The sequence below is a fragment of the Pseudomonas sp. GW531-T4 genome, assembly GCF_017349615.1.
GTDB classification, from domain to species: domain Bacteria; phylum Pseudomonadota; class Gammaproteobacteria; order Pseudomonadales; family Pseudomonadaceae; genus Aquipseudomonas; species Aquipseudomonas chlororaphis_I.
Genome location: NZ_JACMZT010000032.1, coordinates 54,322 through 75,331, shown reverse-complemented (window position 1 = coordinate 75,331; position 21,010 = coordinate 54,322). Strand labels below are relative to the sequence as shown.

Genomic DNA, 21,010 nt, shown 5'->3' with positions numbered 1-21,010 from the left:
GGCCACCGACAAGGACGGTGACACGGTAACGGCCGCCGCCGAGAAACTGGTGATTACCGTCGATGACGACACCCCAACCGCCAATGGAGCCGCCGTGACCGGCACCGTCGATGAAGACGGCCTGGCCAATGGCATTGCCGGTGGTATCGGCGACGTGGCCGGTGAAGCCACCGTCGCCAGCGGCAGTGTGACCGGTATCTTCCAGTCCGGGGCCGACGTACCGCTGAGCTACTCCTTGTCGAGTAACACCAGCGGCTTGCCAGCCCTGAGCTCCGGTGGAGTGGCACTGACCTACAGCGTCCTGGGCAACACCCTGACCGCCAAGGCCGGCGCGACTGACGTGTTCACCCTGAGCCTGACGGTAGCGGGTGCCTACACCTTCACCCTGCTCCAGCCCCTGGATCACGCGACGGGCAACGATGAGAACGACCTCGTCCTCAACCTGGGCACCCTGCTGCAGGCTACCGACAAGGATGGCGACACCGTGACCGCCGCGGCCGACAAACTGGTGATTACCGTCGATGACGACACGCCAACCCTGGCTTTCGGCAACCTGATTGGCACGGGGACCGACCAGGCGCAACAAGGCTACTGGAACCTGGGGACTGGCGCCGACGGGCTGAATGCAGCCGGCCTGGATATCTCGCTGGTGAACGGCCAGTTCACCCTGGTCCGGCCGGACGATACGACCACCACCGGCACCGGTACGCTGGTCGAGCAGTCGCCGTCACCGGACGCCAATGGCGCGTATCAGTTCGCGGGCACCTTGACCGGTGACTTCGACAACAACGCAGCCACGGCGGATACCACCGTGCACTACACGCTGAGCGCCTATGCCAACGGCACCTATGCCCTGGACCTGGAGGAAGGCTTCCGTTCGGTCATTGTCCTCAGCAGTGCCGATGGCGCGCTGGATGCCGGTGGCCCGGACCCCGTGCGCACGCTGACGATCGGCACCGAGGACATCGTGTTCTTCGGCGCCAACCCGCTGGCTCCCGCTAGCGGCGCGAACAGCATCCAGACCGGCATCGGGGTCGGGGCCCCCGACCCTACCGAAGCGCAACTGCAGACCAACCCGCTGCCATCGTTCATCGGCTCGGCAGCCTTGAACGTCAGTACGGCGGGTATCGGCATCGCCAACAACCTGCTCCAGGGCGACAACCTGGCGGCGATCGGCGCGGCCGATGAAAGCTTCGTGGTCAACCCGGAAAGCCTGCTGACGAGCATGAAGGTGTTTATCGACAACTCCGTGGGCGGCTACAACACGGCCACCGAGGACCTGTACTACAGGGTCTTCTACGAAGATGGCACCTTCTCCAACCTGATCGAGGTCAACACCCTGACGCCAGAGGCCGGTGGGCAGGTGTCCTTCACCGTCGAGCAATCGGCCACATCGCTGATCGATGCGGTCCAGCTGACGATGGCCCGGGGCGAGATCAAGATCCCGACGATCCTGTTCACCCATGAGACCGAGAGCCTGGCCAGCGACGTCAAGCTGGCGTTCAACGCGACGGTGACGGACAAGGATGGCGACACCGCGACCAGCGCGTTCGACGCCAACCTGTTCGCCAACGACCCGGCCGACGCCCTCTTCGACTTCAGGCTGGTGGGCACCACGGGTGAGCGTGATGCGTTCAACATCGACCTGTCGGTGGCCGAGAACCAGTACCAGGTCACAGGCTTCGATGCCGGCGCAGGCCAGCGCGATGCGGTGGTGCTCATTGGTGATGCGGGCGCGGTCGTGCAGTCGATCAACAACGCCGGCGCCGACAGCATCGTCACGGTGGCCGAGACCGGTGGGCAGATAACGACCATTACCCTGGTCGGGGTCGATCTGCTCAATACCGATATCGTAATGGGCAGCGTCTGAAACCTCGCGCATGCGAATAAAAGCGAGGGTGGCCTGGAAACCACCCTCGCTTTTTTTGCCGCTACCGCCCGGAATTCCCCTACTCTCATCCGCGACAAACGCCCAGGCAGCGCAAAGAACGCGGCGGCATGCCAGCGCATTCACGGGGCAGGAAACAATGAGCACGGCATCGCCCTCGGCCTGGGCCCCCAGGTCGACGACGACAAGGACAGCGACAAGGACAGCCACCGGGCTGCCTTGTCTTGATCAACTCATTCCAGTTCCACCCACGTCGAGTCAGGCGGCTCTTCGTCATCGGTGAGCCCGTGCTTGAGCGCATACATCAGCAAGTCGATGCGGTTGATCAGGTTGAGCTTCTGATAGATGTTGCTGAGGTGGTTATGCACGGTGTGTTCACTGATGCCCAGGTGCTCGGCGATGCTCATGTACTTGGCGGACGGGTCGCCGACGATGGCGCGAATCAGCTCCCTCTCGCGCAGCGTCAGCCGCGCCTGTTTCGCCTGCTCCAGGTTGCATCGCATGGGTATATGCCGGGTCGCGGCATAGCCGGAAAGCCCACCGGACCAGGCTCGGTCCAGTCCGACGTCGTAATAGTGGACCTTGATGATGGCCCGGACGATCGATTCCGTCGGGTCTTCCGCCAGCACGATGCCACGCGCGCCCGCCTCGATCGCCTGGGCAACCGGGACGGATTCGTACAGGCCCTTGAGCACCAGCAGCTTGATATCCGGGCGGCGGGTCAGCCCTGCGACCACCTCCAGGGGGTTCAACGCATCCGGAAAGAAACTGAAAAAAATCACATTGGGACGCAGCTGATCGGCAAGGTCCAGCGCATTGGTGTAGGTGGTGGCCTGGCCACTCACCTCCATCCGGGGCTTCCTCGCATTGATCAAATCATGAAGACCCATGAGCACGAGGGGGCGGCAATCGATCAGCATCACGCGTATCGTTTTTTTTTGGTCTGGCATGATCTTTCTGCCTCCCCTTGAAAAACGATGACCTTCATACGCGTTGGCCTTCCTTGATCGGCCACTCGCTCTTGAAGGACGGATGCGAGCGCCGACAGGCTCTGGAAGTGCCCACCCGGGTCTTGGCGACCCGGGGTACAGGCAGACATTGCGGGGGTTTCCCGAAGCCCGGCAAAGCTATTGAAACCACATAAATAAGAATAACTATCAATAGTTTGCATGTGCTGCAGGGCATCCGCGAGCCCTCAATTGAGTCTAGGCCAGCCCACTGTGCTGCCTGCCAACCCATCCGTCGGTCTTCGACTCAGGCCGGGTGCGGGTCACGTGGTCGATGCTCCCCCGAGGCGCCCTGCCCCCTGCAAATCAAGGTCTTAGGCGCGCTGCGGGGGACCTGCGGGCAGACTCGGATCCAACCAGGCTCGTCAATTAACAGACGAGTGGCGCGCGGATAAGTCAGTGTTTATTAAGGGCGTCAATTTATCGACGAAGCCGGCAGTGCCATGAAACCAGCGGCTCGACGCCGATCCCCCACAGAAGTGATTGGCCAGCCGGGACACCACTGTCCCGGTGTCTACTCCTGGTCCTCGATGCCAACGCCCATGGCCTGGCCGGCGCTACCGGGACTGAGCCAGGCATTCACATTCTCGACACTTTCCACCGGCGGTTTGCCCGCCCAGCGATTGAGGCTGAAGACGTTGCTGAGGAACTCGTATTGCGTCTTGAGCAGGTCGCGCCGGGCGCGGAACTCGTTGCGCACGCTGGCCAGTACATCGACGGCGTTGACCATGCCGTAGCTCAGCCCCTTCTCCGCCGCCACCCGGGACAGCTGGGCCGAGGCCAGGGCCGAACGGCTGGCGTCGATCTTCTCGCCGTTCGAATTGGCGGTCAGGTAGGCGCTGGTGATCTCCTTGACCACCCGGCGCCGGATCGCTTCCAGCTGCTGCTCGGCGACCAGTTGGTCCTGGTAGAGCCCACGGACCCGCGCCGAGGTCGAGCCGCCGCTGTACAGCGGCACCTGGACGCCGATGCCGGCAACATAGCTGTCGGTGCGTGGCGCCAGGGTGTTGTTGTAGCCCTCGTTGGTCTGCTGCGCGCTGAGGTTCAGGCTCACCGTCGGATAGTGCCCGCCCTTGCCACTGCGCAACGCTGCGTTGGCGGCTTCGGCGCCGCTCTCGCTGGCCTTGAGCGTCGGGTTCAGCTCCATGCCATCGCGTACCCAGGACTCCAGGCTCTGCGCCGACACCCGCAGTTGCGCGTCGTTGCGAATCCGGTTGAGCTTCTCCTTGACCGGCCGGCCGACGATTTCCGCCAGCGCCTCGCGACTGATGCGGGCCTGGTTGCGGGCATCCAGCTCCTGGGCCGCGAGCAGGTCCACCCGGGCCTTGAGGTCAAGCTGGTCGGTAACCATTGCCATCTGCTTTTCGTACAGCGCATTGACCCGGTCCAGGCTCTTTTGCGTGGTTCGCCGCTCCGCCCGCACCAGCTCCAGCTCATCCTCGGCCGCCAGCGCGGTGAAGTAGCGCCGCGCCAGTTCCACCGCGGCCTCGGCCTGGGTATCCAGCGCTTCGGATTCAGACTGCTTGGCCAGGCTCTTGAACTTCTGGTAGTTCTCCCACGCGGCCTTGTTGTAGAGGTACTGGCGCAGCACCAGGCTGTAGCTTTCGCTATCGAAACTGCGCTCCTGTATCAGGTCGTTTTCCTGGTGGATCCGGTTCGTCCCGGCATTCAGCGACAGTTGCGGCAACAGCGCTCCCAGCGCCTCGCGTTGATGCTCCTTGCCGGCCTGCGCTTGCGCAAAAGACGCCAGGACCTGTGGATCCTCCAGCCGCGCCTCGCGATACAACTGCATGAGGTCGGTGGAATAGGTCGAGGCGCTGACCCCGGTCGACGTTACCGCAGCGGTTTGCGCCAAGGCGGCCCCCGCTGCCAGCATGAATGCACTCCCTAGCAGAACTGACGGCGCTCCCACGGTCACTCCTCGATCATTGATTGAGACATCACATCCCGGGCCGGCTGCATCAGGTACTGCAACAGCGTGCGTTGCCCGGTGATGATCAGCACGTCCGCCGGCATCCCCGGCAACAACTTGCGCTCACCCAAGGTGCGCACCCCGTGCTCGGTGACCCGGACCCGCGCCAGGTAATAGGCGGTCCCGGTCTTTTCGTTGGTCAGCCGGTCGGCCGAGACGCTGCTGACCTCGCCTTCGATCACCGGCGTGGTCGAGCTGTTGAACGCGCCGAAACGGATATCGGCGCGCTTGCCGATGCCGATGCGGTCGATGTCCACCGGCGCCACCTGGGCCTCTATGATCAGTTCCGAGACCGATGGCACGATGTCCAGCAAGGGCGTCGCCGAACGCACGACACCGCCGATGGTGTGCACCGTCATGCCGATCACCATGCCCGCGTCGGGGGCACGGATGACGATGCGGCTGAGGCGGTCTTCCAGGGCCGAGTTCTTCTCTTGCAGGTCGTAGATCTTGGTCTGCACCTCGGCCAGTTGCTTGGCCACGTCGGAATTGAAATCCTTGTCGACCTGGAGAATCTGCAACTGCGTTTCGTTGATCTGCAGGCGGGTCTTGTCGATGGTGGAACGGTGATCGGCCACCTCCGACCTGAGCATCCCCAGCTTGCGGTCCTGCTCGAGCAGGCGTTGCTTGTCGACGAACCCTTCCTTGAGCAACTCGGTCAACTCACCGATTTCACCGCTGTAGGATTTCTCCAGGCGCACCTTGACCGCGATCATCGACTCCAGGCCCTTGATCTGCTGGTGCAATTGGCCGATGCGCTCGCGCAGCACCGAGATCTGGCCCAGCCGCGAGCCGCGCCGCGCGTTGAATACCTGGGTCTCGCCCTGGCGCGCTTCCTCTCCTCGCACACTGGCGGATTCGGGCATCGCCCCAAAGTCGATCGCCGGCAACCCGTCGCGCTCGGCAATCAGCCTCGACTCCATGGCCCTGGCCGCGACCAGCAGGCCTTGGGTCGCCTCGTATTCGGAGCGCAGCTGGGCATCGTCGAGGATGATCAGCGGATCATCCTGCTTGACGATGTCGCCATCGTGGGCCAACACCGATTTGACGATGCCGCCTTCCAGGTGCTGGACCGTCTTGCGGTAAGTCTGCACGGTGACCACCCCCGGCGCGTAAGCGGCGCCATCCAGGGGCGCGAGCGCCGCCCAGGTGCCGAACAGGCCGAAGGTCACGCCGACAATCCCCATGCCCAGGCGGTGGGCCTTGCGATCGGATACCGGCAGGTCGGAGGAGCTTTCGATTTGACGATCAGGCATAGGATTCACCGCCATCGTCCTTACGGGCATCGATCGACGCCACGTTGGTCACCACCGGTACTGGCCCGGCATGTTTCGGGACCGGCGGTTGCTGCCCGCTGAGTTCGGCCAGCACTTCCTCGCGCGGCCCGTAGAGGCCGACCATCCCGGCTTTCATCACCAGCAGCCGGTCGAGTTGCGACACGATGTTGGTGCGGTGGGTAATCACGAACAGGGTCGCGCCGGTGTGCTTGATCTGCTGGATGGCGGCCGCCAGCGCGCGATCGCCGACCTCGTCGAGATTGGAGTTGGGTTCGTCGAGAATGATCAGCCGCGGGTTGCCGTACAGCGCGCGGGCCAGCCCGATGCGCTGGCGCTGCCCTGCCGAGAGCATGACGCCCTCGCTGCCGATGACGGTGTCGTAGCCATCGGGCAACAGCAGGATCATTTCGTGGACGCCAGCGGTCCTGGCGGCCTGGATAACCTTCGCCGAATCGATCTCGGCGAAGCGGGCAATGTTCTCGCCGATGCTGCCCTCGAACAGCTCGATGTCCTGGGGCAGGTAACCGATATACGGGCCAAGCTCATGCTTGTCCCAGGTGCTGATGTCCGCGCCATCCAGCCGGACCACCCCATGCTGCGGCGGCCAGACGCCGATCAGCGCCCGGGCCAGGGTCGACTTGCCCGAGGCGCTCGGGCCGATGATGCCCACCACGCAACCGGCCGGTACGCTGAAGCTGATGTTCTTGAGGATCGGGGTTTTCGAACCAGGTGCCGCGACAATCAGGTTCTCGACCTGCACGTTGCCCTCGGGCGCGGGCAAGGACAGGCGCTCGGGTTGCGCCTGCTGTTTGCCGAGGATGTCGTTCAGGCGGTTGTACTGCGAACGGGCCGCGATAAAGCCCTTCCAGCTGCCGATCATCAGGTCGATGGGCGCCAGTGCCCGCCCCAGCAGCACGGCCCCGGCGAACACCAGGCCGGCCCCCACCTGATGGTCCACCGCCAGGTAAGCCCCCAGGCCGAGCACCAGCGATTGCACCAGCAGGCGGAAAGTCCGCGAAAGCGTCGTGACCATGCCGCCCCGGTCGCTCGCCAGCGATTGCAGCAGCAGAACGCTTCTTTGCCGGCGCCCCCAGCGATCCATCAGGGTTTCCAGCATGCCCATGGACTCGATGACTTCGGCGTTGCGCAGGTTCTTGGTGGTATGGAGGGTCGCGCCGATGTACTCCTTGTTGGCCTGGGCCAACACCGGCCCCGTGAGCTTCTCGTTGACGAAGGCGAGCACTATCAACAACAGCGCGCTGCCCGTCGCGACCCAGCCGAACCAGGGGTGGAACAGGAACATCACCGCGATATAGATCGGCAACCAGGGGGCGTCGAAAAAGGCGAACAGGCCGCTGCTGGAAAGAAACTGCCGCAAGCCCGTCAGGTCGTTGAGCGACTGGGCCGAGGCATCCATGCCGCCACTGTCCAGGGCCCGTTTGAAACTGGCCTTGTAGACCTGGCGACCGAGCAGCACATCCAGCCGGGTACTGACCCGCACCATGATGCGCGAACGCACCCATTCCAGGGAGCCGAGGGTGATCACCAGCCCGGTCATGATCAGCGTCAGCATGGCCAGGGTGGTCAGGCTGCCGCTGGTCATCACCCGCCCATACACCTGGAGCATGTAGAAGGTCGGGACGAGCATCAGCGCATTGATGAAGAAACTGAAAAAACCGACGAAAACAAAGCTGTCTCGACAGACCTTCAACGCATTTTTCAGACTGTTTTCAGGTGTGCTTTGCATTGAAAACCTCTGCTCGAAAGGCCAGCCTTTGTGGAGCTTAGATCATGCCGGACAGCTGCGTGCAGCCATTGGCCGGTTCGCCTCGGGCACCCGGAATGGTCCCGCCAACGGCCCGGCGCGCACGCATGCGCAAGCGCCCCGCGGCCTTGAGAGCAGAGGGCTCTGGCACGGGCGTTTGGCGCCATCGTGGGTCGCTGGGAAGTGGCCGCTGCAAGGGCGCCGCGGGATGCCGGAACAGGCCTTCCAGGCGCGCGACAGGGGCGCCGCACACCTGCTTCGCCCAGAAGAATCCGATTGTCGGTAGCGACAGGTGCAGTACACGCAGCGCCGGGGGTATCCCGATTAGTCTAGTTACTGGATTGACTGGCCGATCTTGCGATGACCAGCGGTGCGCTCGCAGCGGATAACAGGTATGCGGGAGGGGTAGTTTTTGTGCGCAAGCGACTGACTTCGATCGCAGGGTTGCGGGTCAGAGAGTCACTCAGGTCAGCAAGCGGTCCGGGAACGACCGCTTCCTGGACCGGCTTGCCGGGCCTGGCGCCCGCCTGTCACTCGCGGGTGTTGATATCGCGCTGCACCCGCTTGAGGTGGTTTTCAACGTAGAAGGCCGCTGCCTCTTCGTCGCCGGTGACTATCGCTTCGTAAATCAAACGATGCTCCGCCACATAGAGCTGGATGCGATTGGCATCGTATATGCCGTCGTCGCGCAAGCGATTCCACAACGGCTGCGCCATGCTCGCTGAAACCTCATCTGCGATTTTCACCATCAGCGCATCCTCGGTCATGACCGCGAGCTGACGGTGAAAAAGGCGGTCGGATTCGCTCCACAAGGCTTGCTGGCTTATGTCATTGACGTCCTTCACACCGGCCATCTGGGCCAGATAGTGCTCAGCCTGCGCATTGCGCTTGCCGCGCCTGGCCGCCAGTCGCGCAATAGCCGGTTCGATCAAAAGGCGTACCTCAAGAACGCTGTTGGGACTGAAGTCCGCTTCTGACCTGGAGTCACCCTGCATCGAGGGCTGCTCCATCACCCGCTCGGCAACGTAGGTGCCGGAGCCAAGGCGGGTCACCACCATCCCTTCATTCTGCAAGGCGCCTATCGCTTCACGAACAGCGGGCCGGCTCACCATGAAACGCTGTGCCAGGTCCCGCTCCGAAGGCAGGCGCGATCCGGGCAGGTAGGCGCCATTGATGATTCCTGCGCGAATTTCATCGGCCACTTGTTCGTAAATTTGCTTGGGGCGGAAATCGCTTTGCATATCGCTTGGGTTGCTTTTCAAGACCACCTTACCAATTTTTCAGACTTACCTTACAAACCGCTCTAAATCGGGCGTATCACGACCAATTTTCTGGTTTCCCTTATCAAACAGGTCGTTTTCCAAACCGAATCAGAACTTTCCGGGCCCTTCCATCGTTGCAACCTGCCAAAACTGGACGTAGGTTAGCCGACAACTGGAGCAAAAAACAGACCGGTATTCGCGATATCCGCCAGTCCTGCCCAGTGAAATAACCAGCCAACGCTTAATGCGGTTTCCATAAAACCAATTCCCCACAACCTTGTTGTGCAGAAGGCTCCAATGAATAACAAAAACATGAAGCTGAGAGTGGTCGGTTCTACGTTCGGGATTTCACATTCCCAGCCAGGGGCTCATTGCCCATTCACTCATCAATGAGGGCAGGACATGTCGTTATTGAACGAATACGGGGCGACGCTCCTTCTCGGCCTGGCGCTCACGCTGCTGCTCTCCGTGACCAGTTGGCTGGCCGCCTTCCTGATCGCCCTGGCACTCACGCTGTTGCGCATGACAAAAGTGCGGGCCCTGGAACTTCTGGTGCTGGCCTTCATCGAGTACCAGCGCAATGTCCCTCCACTGGTCCATATCTTCCTTTGGTACTTCGGGGTCGGCAGCGTACTGCCTGAGGCCCTCCAGGACTGGGTCAACGCCAACCATGGCGAGTTCATTTTCGCCGCGGTGGCCATTGCCCTCTACTACGGCGCCTACTTCGCCGAGGACATCCGCAGCGGCCTGCGCAGCATTGCGAAAGGCCAGCAAGAGGCCGCACGAGCCTTGGGCCTGAGCTACGCCGCAGCCATGCGCCGGGTAGTCCTGCCGCAAGCCCTGCGCGTCGCCATCGCCCCGCTTGTCAGCGGCACCGTGATGCTGGTGAAAACCACCAGCCTGGCCATGGTGATCGGCGTCATGGAACTCACGTACGTGACCAAGGAGATCTCCAGCGCCACCTTCCGCATCTTCGAAACCTACGCGATCAGCACCGTGATGTACGTAGTGGTCGCGCTCGGCCTGCTGTTCCTTGGCAACTGGTTGGGCCAGTGCCTGCGGATAAAGGGACGCTGATCATGCTCGATATCATCCACGAGTACTGGCTTCTGTTCCTGATCGGGGCTTACCCGAATGGTCCGCTGGGTGGCGTGGTTGCCACGCTGCTCCTGTCGATCACAGGTATCGGCCTGGCCCTCCCCCTGAGCGTGCTGCTCGCGCTGGCCCAGCTCAGCGGGTACAGGGTGCTTCGCTACCCGGCTTGCGCGGTGCGATACGTACTTCGCAGCATCCCGCTGGTCATGCTGATTTTTGCCACCTACTTCATCGTACCGATGATCCTGGGACGCCCCGTTGCCGGGTTCACGACCATGGCGGTGACCCTGGTGATCTTCCAGGCCACCTACCTGGCCGAAATCGTTCGAGCCGGCATCGAGGCGTTGCCGCGCGGCCAGGTGGAAGCGGCTGCGGCCCTGGGCATGGGCTACTGGACACGGACCTGCAGGATCGTCCTGCCCCAAGCGCTGAAGAACATGCTGCCCAGCCTGGTTGGCCAGTTCGTCACCACCATCAAGGACACCTCGCTGGGGTACGTCATCGGGGTGAATGAGCTGACCTACGCCGCCAACCAAGTGAACAGCAGCGTCTTGACGCAACCCTTCGGCGTCTTCCTGGTGCTGTCGCTCGTTTACTTCGCCATCTGCTTCACCCTGACACAGTCCGTTCGGGTGCTGGAGGCGCGTATCGAGCGCCGCAACTCCCGCACGTTCCCCCTTCCCCGCGTCCGTACTTCCAATGAGCCTGTAGCGCAATGACGACCATGAAATCCATCGCCCGGCGCACCGGCGCCGAGCCCCAGGAAAACTTCATCATTCAATTGAGCGGCGTCGAAAAGTGGTACGGCGAGCATCGCGTACTGACGAACTTCACCGCCGCGGTCAAACGAGGCGAAGTCGTGGTCCTGTGTGGCCCCTCCGGGTCCGGCAAGTCCACGCTGATTCGCACCTTGAATCGCCTGGAGGAAATCAACGCCGGCACCATCCGTGTCAACGGACAAGACGTGCAGGGCAAGCGCGTCGACATCAACAGCCTGCGCAGCCACATCGGCTTCGTCTTCCAGCAGTTCAACCTCTTCCCCCACCTCTCGGTGCTGGAGAACGTCACTTGCGGGCCGCTCTGGGTCAACAAGGCCGATCGCCAGGCGAGCCTGGAGATGGCCCTGGAGCTCCTGGCCAAGGTCGGGCTCGGGCACAAGGCGGATGCCTACCCCAACCAACTGTCCGGCGGCCAGCAGCAGCGCGTGGCGATTGCCCGGGCGCTGGCGATGAAACCTCCGGTGATGCTGTTTGACGAGCCGACCAGTGCCCTCGACCCCGAGATGGTGGGCGAGGTGCTTGCCGTCATGAAGGCGCTCGCCAGTGAAGGCATGACCATGGTGTGCGTTACCCACGAGATGAAGTTCGCGCGCGAAGTCGCGGACGTCGTGTGGTTCATCGACCAGGGAGAACTCCTGGAGGTCGCCCCTCCGGAGGCGTTCTTCAGCGCGCCGAAACACCCCCGTGCCGAAAAATTCCTCTCCGATATCCACCGCCACTGAATGTCACTTTCCACCTGGAGCATCTGCATGAGTACTCGGTTCCCTGCTGCAACCGCACACAACGACGCCCCGATCATCATCTGTGACCGGGCCAGGACTGCGGCGCTTCTGGACTTCAACAGGCTGGTCGAGGCCATCGCACAGGCAGCGCTGGAGGTGGCAGCCGGCCAAATCCACAGCCCGGAGCGAATGGTCGTCCCCTTGGGCGAGGCTGGAGTCATGCTGAGCATGCCCGCCACCGCCCAGGACATCGGCATTCACAAACTGGTCAACGTCCATCCCGGCAATACCCAACGCCAGCTTCCCACCATCCATGGCACCGTGACCCTTTGCGACGCAGCCACCGGCCAGGTCATTTGCCTGCTGGATGGGCCGGAGCTCACCGGGCGCCGTACCGCCGCGGTGACGCTCCTGGCGATCCGTACCCTGCTCAAACGGGAGCCGCGGCAGATCCTGCTTTTCGGTACCGGCGTCCAGGCGCGCTACCACGTGCAGGCAATCCATGCGATCTATCCGCAAAGCACGGTGTGGGTACGTGGGGTGGATGCACAGGCAGCCTCGCAGTTCTGCACCGGCAATCGCCAGCTGCATGAGCACCTGGAGCCCTGTGGCCCTGATATTCCGGCTGAAGTGGACGTCGTCATCACGCTGACCACCAGCACCGAGCCGGTCTACAACGAGCCCGCCCGGGCGGGGCGAGTTGTCATAGGCGTAGGCGCCTTCAAACCGGAAATGGCCGAGCTGGGGAAAGTGACCCTGGACGCAAGCGACCTCTACGCCGACGACCCGGCCGGCGCCCGGCACGAGGCAGGCGACCTGCTGCAGGCCGGCATTGACTGGTCGCGCGTGAGCTCGCTGGCCGACGCGCTCCGCAAGGACGTCGACACGTCTCGCCCCGCCGTTTTCAAGAGCGTGGGCACCGCAGCCTGGGACCTGGCCGCCGCTCGTGTGGCGCTTCAGGCGCTCGCCGCGGGCGAGTGAACGAACCCGGTCGCTGATAGCCGATCCCCCCCTCGCAAGCGCGGGCCGCTGAACCGGCCAGCGCTCTTGCGGATCGCTACATCTTCAAAAGGACTCTATCCATGCAAATTTCTCGCACCATTAGCACCGTCGAAGTCCATACCGGCGGCGAACCGTTTCGCATCGTCACCTCGGGTCTCCCGAGCATGCAGGGAAAAACCATCATCGAGCGCCGGACCTGGCTGCTGGAAAACGCCGATGAGATCCGCCAGGCGCTGATGTTCGAGCCGCGCGGTCACGCCGACATGTATGGCGGCTACCTGACGGAGCCCGTCTCCCCGAATGCCGATTTCGGCATCATCTTCGTGCATAACGAGGGGTACAGCGATCACTGCGGTCACGGCGTCATTGCACTCGCCACTGCCGCGGTGGAGCTGGGCTGGGTAACGCGGCAGACTCCGGAAACCCGCGTGGGTATCGACGCGCCCTGCGGCTTCATCGAGGCCTTTGTGCAGTGGGATGGTTGCCATGCCAACGGCGTGCGCTTCATCAACGTCCCGTCCTTTATCTACAAGCGCGATGTGACGGTAGAGACGCCTACCTATGGCGCCGTCACCGGCGATATCGCCTACGGCGGCGCCTTCTACTTCTATACCAACGCAGCGCCCCATGGCCTGGAGATTCGCGAGCCGTCGATTGAAGCGCTGAAGCAGTTCGGCGCAGAAGTCAAAAAGGCCGCCAACCTGGCCTGCCCGGTCGTTCATCCCGACATTGCGGGCATCAACCATATCTATGGAACCATCATCGACGGCGCACCGCGCCATCCGGGATCGACCCAGGCCAACTGCTGCATCTTCGCGGACAGGGAAGTCGATCGCTCGCCGACCGGCTCCGGTACGGGCGGTCGAGTTGCCCAACTGTATCTGCGAGGTGAAATCACCCGCGAGGATGTGCTCGTCAACGAGTCCGTCATCGGGTCCGTCTTCAGCGCCAAAGTCATCGATGAAACCCGTGTCGGCGAGTTCTCCGCCGTCATTCCAGAAGTGTCCGGCTCCGCTTATATCTGCGGTTTCTGCAACTGGATTCTCGATGATCGGGATCCCCTGAAAAACGGCTTCCTGGTCCGCTAATCGCCCCCCTGGAAACAACGCGAACGGGTTCGTGTTGGCTCAACAGGCCATGCAAATTTCAGTACAAGAAATCTGAGGATGTCGCAATGAAACTTCGAACAGTGGTCCTGATTCCGGTGGTTGCAGGTTGCTTTTTTCTGGCCACGGCCCAGGTGCGTGCGGACCAGCTGGCTGATGTCAAAACCAAGGGGACACTGCTTTGCGGGGTCCTGGATATTTTCGAACCCTTTGGCTACACGGACACCGGCAGTCGAGCCGTCGTCGGTTATGACGTGGATATCTGCAATGCGGTCGCCAAGAGACTCGGCGTCAAGGCGGATATCAAGCCGGTATCCATCGAGGCGAGAATCCCCCAACTGCAACAGGGCCATATGGACCTGCTGGCAGCCGGCCTGGCGTACTCGGCACAACGCGCCGGGCAAATCGACTACTCGGATGCCTACTACGTCAGCCAGAACATTGTCGCGGCACGGAGCAGCCGTGGCTTCACCTCTATCGGCGATCTGGCGGGCAAGCGAATCAGCTTCGTGAAGGGCTCCATCAGCGAGAACTACATCAAGGAGCAGATACCCACCGCCACGGCCATCGGCTTCGAGGATGTATCGACGGCTTTCACCGCCCTGATGCAAGGCAAGGTCGAGGGTTTCAGCACCTCCGAAGAGACCTTCCATAAACTTGCCAGCCGTCTCGGCGCCAATGCATCCAGCTACGCCATCGTTCAGCCTGCCATCGGCCGCGAGGTGTGGGGGCTGGGGGTGCGAAAAGGCCAGAAGGCCATGCTCCAGGCCGTCAATGGCGCCTTGCAGGACATGGAAGCGTCCGGCGAAAGCCAGGCGATTTTCGACAAGTGGCTCGGCGCGCAAACCCTGTACAAGATGAATCGCTCGTTCAAGGTCGAACCCATCAAGTGAACGGAGAACAGCGCCGGACCTTCGCTGGTGGGCCGGCGCTCTCCTCCCCCCATCGTTTCGTTGAGGATGTCGTCATGCCCATTATCCGGGTCGAACTCCTGCCAGGCCGAACGCAGCAGCAGAAAGCCTTGTACGCCGCCGAAGCGACTCGGCTGGCCGCCGAAATCCTGAAGTGTGCGACTGAATCCGTCGACGTGATCTTTACCGAAACCGCCCCCCAGGACTGGGCCCGAGCTGGACGCCTGTACTCACCTGCACCCGACTAGCCCAGCCTCTCTAGCCGTTGTCAGGGGAGTTTCTGGGCATGAGGAACTGGCAATCCGCCCCTGACCACCGAGAGATTGCCAGCATTCAAAATGCCCATTGCTTATCTGCCCCATCCGAGAAGCCGTTCTACCGGCAATTTGGTGATGGCAAAGCCTGCCAGCAGCAACAGCGAATAGAGGATCAACTGTCGAGAGATGGCCGTGCCTTCGTACCAGGCGCCGAGAAGGACGGCGAATACTGGAAAGATGATGAATACGAACGACAGAATGACCGGGCTGAGACTCTCGGAGAAGTCGTCGATGAGTGGCTACGTCGACATCGCGATACCAATTGAACGACTGACAAGCATCAGGCCAACCACTCTGGATGTTCAAACGGTTGCCCATTTGTGCGGCAACAGATCGCTAATCCCGTTCGCCCGTTGAGTTGCACTACCTCAGTTGTCTCGGAGTCGCATTCAAGTGCTTCTTCAAGAGGCGGCGCAAAGCCGTTGGATCGCTGAAACCCACTTGCTCGGCGACAGACTCCACCGAGCATCGACTACTTTCCAGTAGCGCTCGCGCCTTATTCAACTGGACAGTTCGAATTAAGTGCAAAGGCCCATGCCCTGTAGCCTTGGATACCCGCCTGGATAATGTTCGGGTACTCATTCGCATCTTTTCCGCCAGAGAATCAACACTCACCGGCATTGGAAGCGACACCTCGACATGAGCGATCAGCTGCGCAATCAGCTCACCATGTGCCATCAACGCCGGCACCATAAAGGGTGATTGCAACTGCCGCTGATTTAGAAGCAAAGCTTTGGCCACTGCGGCGACCAGTTCCGGACCAAAACGTTGGCCGATCAAGTGCATCAATAAATCGGTGTGCCCCAAGGCTGCGCCCGCAGTAACCAGGGGAGCATCCTCAATCACCATACGGTCCGGGTCGACGTTACAGCAACCTGCCGCTAGCTGCCGCAATGTGGCGGCCAGCCACCAAGTCGTCGTAACCGTCTTCCCTTCAGTCAGTCCAGCTGCGTGCAAGAGAAATACGGCTGAACATGACGCCGCAACAGTCCCCCCAGCGGCCACATGCTGACGTAAAGCGGCCAGCACTGACTCAATCTCAGGCTGCAGCAAACTCGACTCCAACTCAGTCGAATCATCAACATCCAACCCAGGAAGAATCCAGCAGGCTCGTCCATCAGACGGGAGTGTCAAGCTCTGCGTGAGCAGACTCAGACCTCCACCTAATGAAATGGGCCCCTCTACTGTTGAGCAGACAATCCAGCGCGGCTCTGGCAAACCTAGCCGTGGCGCCAACTTTGATGCAGTTGAAAGTATGTCCAAGGACAACGTGACGCTGGAGGCAAACGCCCCAGGGGGGACAACAACAATGAAATCGTTCATTGGCCGATTCTGCACGAAAGATGTCTGATCAGCCAATTCCGCCTCAAAGCGGATAACGCTTCAATGGTGTCCCTCTCATCAGGAACATCCATTCATGCCAAACATCACGATTAAACTGCCCGCCAATGTGCTGAGCGAAGGCACCATTCAACAACTTCTGGCAGCTGTTGACTGCGCAGCAGTAGAAGCCACCGGGCTCGGCAATGATCCTCGTCAGCGGCTTCTGTGTTGGGTCATGCTCGATGAGGTTGCTGATTCACGCTGGATGTGTGGTGGGCGTAGCGACTTCGACCAATTCATACCCTGCCACATACAGGTACTGGCTCCTGCCGGAGAATTGAATGCCGGGCGCCGGGCTCACTACGCCGCAGTACTGCATAAGGCAATTGCCGGTTGCCTGAGCGCGGAAGATCCTCGTGTGCTGATGACCTCCATCGTGATAAACGACGTGGTGGATGGAACCTGGGCCGCTAACGGCGATATCTGGCATCTGTCGGATTTCGTCAGGGTTGCCGGTTACGCACGTCAGGATGTTGTGACAGACATTTCACCCCAGTAGATATAACCACTGCAGCTACCTGGGGCGTCTGCCTTTGATGGCGGCGATTGAAAAGCTATGGGTAGAATCGCCGCCATCTCTGCCCATTCAGCTTTTCAAAGGGTCTCGCACAGAACCTAGGCACTTATCTGCTTGATCCAGTCAAGGCTCGCAACAGTAGCGCCGGAGGGGCGGTATTCACAGCCGATCCATCCTGGGTAGCCACGCTGCTCCAGCGCCGCGAACAAGGCAGCAAAGTCCATGCTCCCCGTTCCCGGCTCGTGACGGCCCGGGCAGTCGGCAATTTGCACATGGACGGTCCTGTCATAAAACCGGGCCAGAACCCCGGCTGCATCTCCGGTCAGAAGCTGGGCATGGTAAAGATCGAGAATCAGCCCGACACTCGCAAAGCGCTCCAGCACCTGATGCGCCTTGTCGAAGTCAGACATGTAGTAGTCCGGCATCGCCTGCGCACTGATCACTTCGATAAGCGGCCGCAGCCCCTGGTCTTCGAAGTATTTGACTGCGTACTCCAGGTTGCTCCCAAAGGTAAGCGCCGCCTCATCCTGTGTCGTCACTCCTGACATGATGTGGACATCCGAACACGCCAGCGCCTTGGCGTAGCTCACAGCCTGGCGCAAGCCGTCGCGAAACTCTTCTTCCTTGCCCTGCAAGGCAGCAATGCCTTTGGTAACCCCGGCCGGTGCCGCGAACTGAATCAACGACAGGCTGTGCTGAGCCAGGTGGTCGGCCAGGAGACTGGCGTCGAACTCATAGGGCGACGGGAACTCCACCGCCCGAAAACCAGCGGCGGCGGCAGCCTCGATGCGCTGCAGAAAAGGCCATTCATTGAACTGGAAACCGAGATGAGCATTGAACTTGAGCATGGGGTAAACATCCGTCCTGGGAAGAAATGAAATCATCGGCCTGAAGCATCCTGCGCATCTCCAGCACCGCACTGTCGGGCGTAGTCAACACCGGCAGACCGGAGCGAGCCTGCGCCTGCCCTGCGGCGCTGGTCATTGAAAACTGGGCGAAACAGATCAGGTCGCAGGCGTCGACCTGAGTGGCCATTTGTACGATGGCGCGATCGTGACCTTCCTTGTCCCCTTCACTCAACGCCTGCATCGCCCCAGGGACAAAATAGGGCACCAGCTCCAGCGCTCGACCGCTGTGCTCAGCCGCTTGCCTGAACTCGGCCATGATCGAGACGATGGTCGGCTCGAACGTCGCCAGCACCGCAATACGCGATGCTTGCGTGAGAGCCAGGTTGATCATGGCTTCGTTCGGTTTGAGTAGTGGAATGGCAATCTCGGGCTTGCACAGGTCGATGGCATCGCCAAAAGCCGAGCAGGTAAACAGAATCGCGTCCGCTGCGCTTTGCACGGCGTAATGGGACAGCGTCAGAAAGCGCGCCTTCATGCTCGCGGTCAGTTCGCCCTCCTCCACGCGGTCCCGGGACAACGAGTCTTCGAGCAGATTGATCACCTGTGCCTGCGGCCAATGCCGGGCAAAGGCCGTCGCGATCGGATCGATCGCCAGTGCCGTCGCGTGGATCAGGAAAATACGTGGAGCCTTCATGCTCATGTACCTCGACCAGATTGTTCGCCCCATCCGCCAGTGCTCTTTGTGCAGATACCCACACCTTCGTATGGTATTTTCCAACTCCAGTTTGGTGGGGGCACCCGCCCCAGCGGAAACGGACTGACGTCATTCATCCGAGAGAGAGCCTGTGATCAAGAAAGACCTCGCCTTGCAGTTGGCCCCCCGCGTTATCGAGATGATTCGCGCGCGCTCGATGAAAGCCGGCGAGCCGTTGCGCGAGCAGACGTTTGCCCAGGCGCTGGGTGTTTCGCGCTCGCCGGTCCGGCGAGTGTTTGCCTTGCTCGCGGAATGGGACCTCGCCATCCAGGAACCCAATCGTGGCTACTTTCTGAAACAAGACGCCGGGCAGATTCAAGAAACGACCTTCCCGCTCGCCAGCGATCCTTTCGAAGACTTTTACCTTCGGGTGGTCGACGACATTCTGGGGGGCGAGATACCTGAGCACTTTTTCGAAGCCCAGCTGCTGCGCCGTTACGAAGTACCGCGCGGGCAGTTGCTCAAGGTCTTGAACAGGCTGGCCAGCGAAGCCATGGTGGAACGCAAGCCGGGGCAAGGATGGGGTCTGAAGGACTTCGTGCATAACGCCCAGGCACACATCCAGAGCTACCGCTTCCGCATGGCCATCGAACCGGCGGCCCTGCTCGAGCCGGGTTATCAGGTCAATCACGCCGCGTTCGCCCAGGCCAGGCAGCAACAGCAGGCCCTGCTCGACGGGGATATCCAGACCTTGTCCCGTGCCCAGCTGTTCCAGGTGGGCGCCCAGTTTCACGAACTGATCGTGCAGTGCTCCGGCAATGTGTTTTTCATCGATGCCATACGCCAGCAGAATCAGCTCAGGCGCTTCATCGGCTACAAGGCCAACGTCGACCGCACCCGTCTTATGGCGCAATGCCAGGAGCACATCCATTTGCTCGACCTCATCGAATCTGATCGGCGCGAAGAAGCCGCGCAATTTCTCTGGAAGCATCTGGACGAAGTAGGTCGTCTCAAGACTCAACAGGACGTCATGCCAGATGAGGGGATATAGAGCGCGCCCCTGACACCCGTTGACTGATCGAGGCTTTGTCGGAGCGCTCCAATCATCCGCCGGCCAGCTTACCACGATTGTTTCTAATTAACACAAAATACAAAAATACCGCCACCCGACGACGTGATGTGGCCCGCCGCTCAATCCAGAAGACGGCACCTCTCCCCCCAAACCCGTCGACCTCCAGAAATTCATTGCTGGGCTGGCCGCGCCGGACATCAAGGACGTCGTCGTCAAACAGATTGAGCTTCCAATCGGCTCACCCAAACCCTGGAAAGAGGCCCACCCCCTCCTTGCCAGAGTCCTCGACCAGGCGATCAAGGTGACGAGCCAGATACCTGTCGATGATGGCCATAGACAGGATCCCGCTGCCCTTTTTCTCGCATCAGGCTTTCGAGCAAGCAGGCGGTGCCCAGTCACCCATGTCGGGGTTGCTGCACACGTCGTTGACCATGGTCTGGCCACGGGCAGCGATTTTCTGGCCTTCCTCACGCTTGGCCGTGGCTTGCTGCAAGGTGCGCTCGGTGGTGACGGCTTCTTTGGGCACATTCTTCTTCGTCGTCGGCTTGACGCTGGCCTTCTTGTTGGTCGCCTTCTTATCGGTGGCGGCCGGAGGCTTCACGGCGGCCACCTGGGCGACGTCCTGGCGTTGCACACCGACCGTCTGCAGGTCTTTCTCATAGGCCTGGGTGTAGACTTCGATGCTCTCGCCCGCACGCCCGTCCACGGCGGCCATCAGCTCGTTGGTTTCCTTCAGGCCGCTGACGATCTCGGCCAGACGCAGGCGCCCTTCGCTGTCGCTGATCTTCTTCGTCTTGCGCGCATTGAGCAGTGAGGTGAACTCACGCTGGTAGCAGTTCTGCGCGGTACGGGTGTAGCTGATGCTGCGGTCGATTTCGCCGGTACTGTGGTCGATGTCGCTGGCGTAGGAAGCAATGCGCGCACGGTCGTCGCTGATCTGCTTCTGGCGTTCGCTGTAGTAGCCGGTCGCGCCGCCGACCAGGGCCCCGGCGGCGGCGCCTATCAGGGCATTGCGGCCGGCATCGCCGCTATTGCCGACCAGGGCCCCGGTCAGGCCGCCGAGCAGGCCACCGGCAATGGCGCCGGTGGCCACCGACTTGGTCATCGACTTGTCGGAACTGCGCAACTGGCTGACCGGCTCATAGCATTGCGGGTAGTACTCGACCTTGGTCTGGGCCGCGACCTTCGAGCTTGGAGCCCCGAAGCCCGCGCATCCGCCCAGCAGCAGGGCGCAGCAGACCGCGGTAGGCAACGGCAGGGTACGAGCAAGGATCGAAGCGCAGTTCTTGAGTGAAGTATCCATGGTCATGTCTCTCCTTTTTGTGCGTATCAATTCCGTTTCGGCTTCTGCGCAGCGTGAGCGCTGTCCGACGTGAGCGAAGCCTGCCGACGC

The 21,010-nt window shown here is 61.4% G+C and carries 18 protein-coding genes and 2 pseudogenes; 10 read left to right on the top strand and 10 right to left on the bottom strand.

All coding sequences use genetic code 11. From position 1 onward, the window contains the following. A pseudogene (locus tag J4D28_RS22500) lies at positions 1 to 1,870 on the top strand (hypothetical protein); the annotation flags it as partial. Positions 1,871 to 2,121: 251 nt separating this feature from the next. Here J4D28_RS22500 and J4D28_RS22495 read toward each other — a convergent pair. From J4D28_RS22495 to J4D28_RS22475, 5 genes are all read right to left on the bottom strand, one after another. Then, entirely contained in the window at positions 2,122 to 2,838 is a 717-nt protein-coding gene (locus tag J4D28_RS22495) for a response regulator transcription factor (protein ID WP_103331497.1), read from the bottom strand. Positions 2,839 to 3,409: 571 nt separating this feature from the next. After that, positions 3,410 to 4,771, bottom strand: a complete 1,362-nt coding sequence (locus J4D28_RS22490) for a TolC family outer membrane protein (RefSeq protein ID WP_016703028.1) — start codon at positions 4,769 to 4,771, stop codon at positions 3,410 to 3,412. A 38-nt stretch (positions 4,772 to 4,809) separates the two neighbouring features. Then, a complete protein-coding gene (locus tag J4D28_RS22485; RefSeq protein ID WP_028682164.1) occupies positions 4,810 to 6,123 on the bottom strand; it encodes an HlyD family type I secretion periplasmic adaptor subunit in 1,314 nt (437 codons plus the stop codon). After that, positions 6,116 to 7,891, bottom strand: coding sequence for a type I secretion system permease/ATPase (locus tag J4D28_RS22480; protein ID WP_009049538.1), 1,776 nt, complete (start codon positions 7,889 to 7,891; stop codon positions 6,116 to 6,118). The genes J4D28_RS22485 and J4D28_RS22480 overlap by 8 nt, the downstream gene beginning before the upstream one ends. Positions 7,892 to 8,439: 548 nt before the next feature. After that, positions 8,440 to 9,177, bottom strand: a complete 738-nt coding sequence (locus J4D28_RS22475; protein ID WP_371920947.1) for a FadR/GntR family transcriptional regulator — start codon at positions 9,175 to 9,177, stop codon at positions 8,440 to 8,442. Between the two features lie 396 nt (positions 9,178 to 9,573). Between J4D28_RS22475 and J4D28_RS22470 the strand changes: the two genes are divergently transcribed. The 7 genes from J4D28_RS22470 to J4D28_RS22440 all read left to right on the top strand — a co-directional run bounded on the left by J4D28_RS22470 (position 9,574) and on the right by J4D28_RS22440 (position 15,034). After that, on the top strand, positions 9,574 to 10,248 hold the full coding sequence (locus J4D28_RS22470) for an amino acid ABC transporter permease (protein WP_009049540.1): 675 nt from the start codon (positions 9,574 to 9,576) through the stop codon (positions 10,246 to 10,248). Positions 10,249 to 10,250: 2 nt separating this feature from the next. Beyond that, the gene (locus J4D28_RS22465) at positions 10,251 to 10,985 is read left to right on the top strand and encodes an amino acid ABC transporter permease (protein ID WP_016703032.1); all 735 of its coding nucleotides are present in this window, start codon (positions 10,251 to 10,253) and stop codon (positions 10,983 to 10,985) included. Further along, complete coding sequence (locus tag J4D28_RS22460) at positions 10,982 to 11,767, top strand: amino acid ABC transporter ATP-binding protein (protein WP_103331496.1); 786 nt, start codon at positions 10,982 to 10,984, stop codon at positions 11,765 to 11,767. The genes J4D28_RS22465 and J4D28_RS22460 overlap by 4 nt, the downstream gene beginning before the upstream one ends. 27 nt (positions 11,768 to 11,794) lie before the next feature. Next, the gene (gene lhpI, locus J4D28_RS22455; RefSeq protein WP_103331495.1) at positions 11,795 to 12,748 is read left to right on the top strand and encodes a bifunctional Delta(1)-pyrroline-2-carboxylate/Delta(1)-piperideine-2-carboxylate reductase; all 954 of its coding nucleotides are present in this window, start codon (positions 11,795 to 11,797) and stop codon (positions 12,746 to 12,748) included. A gap of 101 nt (positions 12,749 to 12,849) precedes the next feature. After that, a complete protein-coding gene (gene lhpH / locus J4D28_RS22450; RefSeq protein WP_016703035.1) occupies positions 12,850 to 13,857 on the top strand; it encodes a trans-3-hydroxy-L-proline dehydratase in 1,008 nt (335 codons plus the stop codon). A gap of 86 nt (positions 13,858 to 13,943) precedes the next feature. Next, on the top strand, positions 13,944 to 14,768 hold the full coding sequence (locus J4D28_RS22445) for a transporter substrate-binding domain-containing protein (protein WP_009049545.1): 825 nt from the start codon (positions 13,944 to 13,946) through the stop codon (positions 14,766 to 14,768). Between the two features lie 74 nt (positions 14,769 to 14,842). Then, the gene (locus J4D28_RS22440) at positions 14,843 to 15,034 is read left to right on the top strand and encodes a tautomerase family protein (protein ID WP_053269319.1); all 192 of its coding nucleotides are present in this window, start codon (positions 14,843 to 14,845) and stop codon (positions 15,032 to 15,034) included. 101 nt (positions 15,035 to 15,135) lie between these two features. Here J4D28_RS22440 and J4D28_RS22435 read toward each other — a convergent pair. Both J4D28_RS22435 and J4D28_RS22430 read right to left on the bottom strand, forming a co-directional pair. Continuing rightward, positions 15,136 to 15,315: pseudogene (locus J4D28_RS22435) on the bottom strand (EamA family transporter); the annotation flags it as partial. A 151-nt stretch (positions 15,316 to 15,466) separates the two neighbouring features. Next, entirely contained in the window at positions 15,467 to 16,426 is a 960-nt protein-coding gene (locus J4D28_RS22430) for a GlxA family transcriptional regulator (RefSeq protein ID WP_039968075.1), read from the bottom strand. A 94-nt stretch (positions 16,427 to 16,520) separates the two neighbouring features. On the opposite strand from J4D28_RS22430, the gene J4D28_RS22425 reads away from it, so the two are divergent. After that, the gene (locus J4D28_RS22425; RefSeq protein WP_053269323.1) at positions 16,521 to 16,985 is read left to right on the top strand and encodes a tautomerase; all 465 of its coding nucleotides are present in this window, start codon (positions 16,521 to 16,523) and stop codon (positions 16,983 to 16,985) included. 116 nt (positions 16,986 to 17,101) lie between these two features. Here J4D28_RS22425 and J4D28_RS22420 read toward each other — a convergent pair whose 3' ends face one another. Together J4D28_RS22420 and J4D28_RS22415 are read right to left on the bottom strand one after the other, a co-directional pair. Continuing rightward, positions 17,102 to 17,851, bottom strand: coding sequence for a hydroxypyruvate isomerase family protein (locus J4D28_RS22420; RefSeq protein WP_103331494.1), 750 nt, complete (start codon positions 17,849 to 17,851; stop codon positions 17,102 to 17,104). Continuing rightward, positions 17,811 to 18,545: an arylsulfatase gene (locus J4D28_RS22415; RefSeq protein WP_103331511.1), complete on the bottom strand. Its 735-nt coding sequence runs from the start codon at positions 18,543 to 18,545 to the stop codon at positions 17,811 to 17,813. Before J4D28_RS22415 ends, J4D28_RS22420 begins: the two co-directional genes overlap by 41 nt. A 151-nt stretch (positions 18,546 to 18,696) precedes the next feature. Between J4D28_RS22415 and J4D28_RS22410 the strand changes: the two genes are divergently transcribed. Continuing rightward, positions 18,697 to 19,596, top strand: coding sequence for a GntR family transcriptional regulator (locus J4D28_RS22410; RefSeq protein WP_009049552.1), 900 nt, complete (start codon positions 18,697 to 18,699; stop codon positions 19,594 to 19,596). A 385-nt stretch (positions 19,597 to 19,981) separates the two neighbouring features. On the opposite strand, the gene tagQ is transcribed toward J4D28_RS22410, so the two are convergent. Further along, positions 19,982 to 20,920 (bottom strand): type VI secretion system-associated lipoprotein TagQ, encoded by a 939-nt coding sequence (gene tagQ, locus J4D28_RS22405; protein ID WP_110176987.1) that lies wholly within the window; start codon positions 20,918 to 20,920, stop codon positions 19,982 to 19,984. Positions 20,921 to 21,010 lie beyond the last annotated feature (90 nt).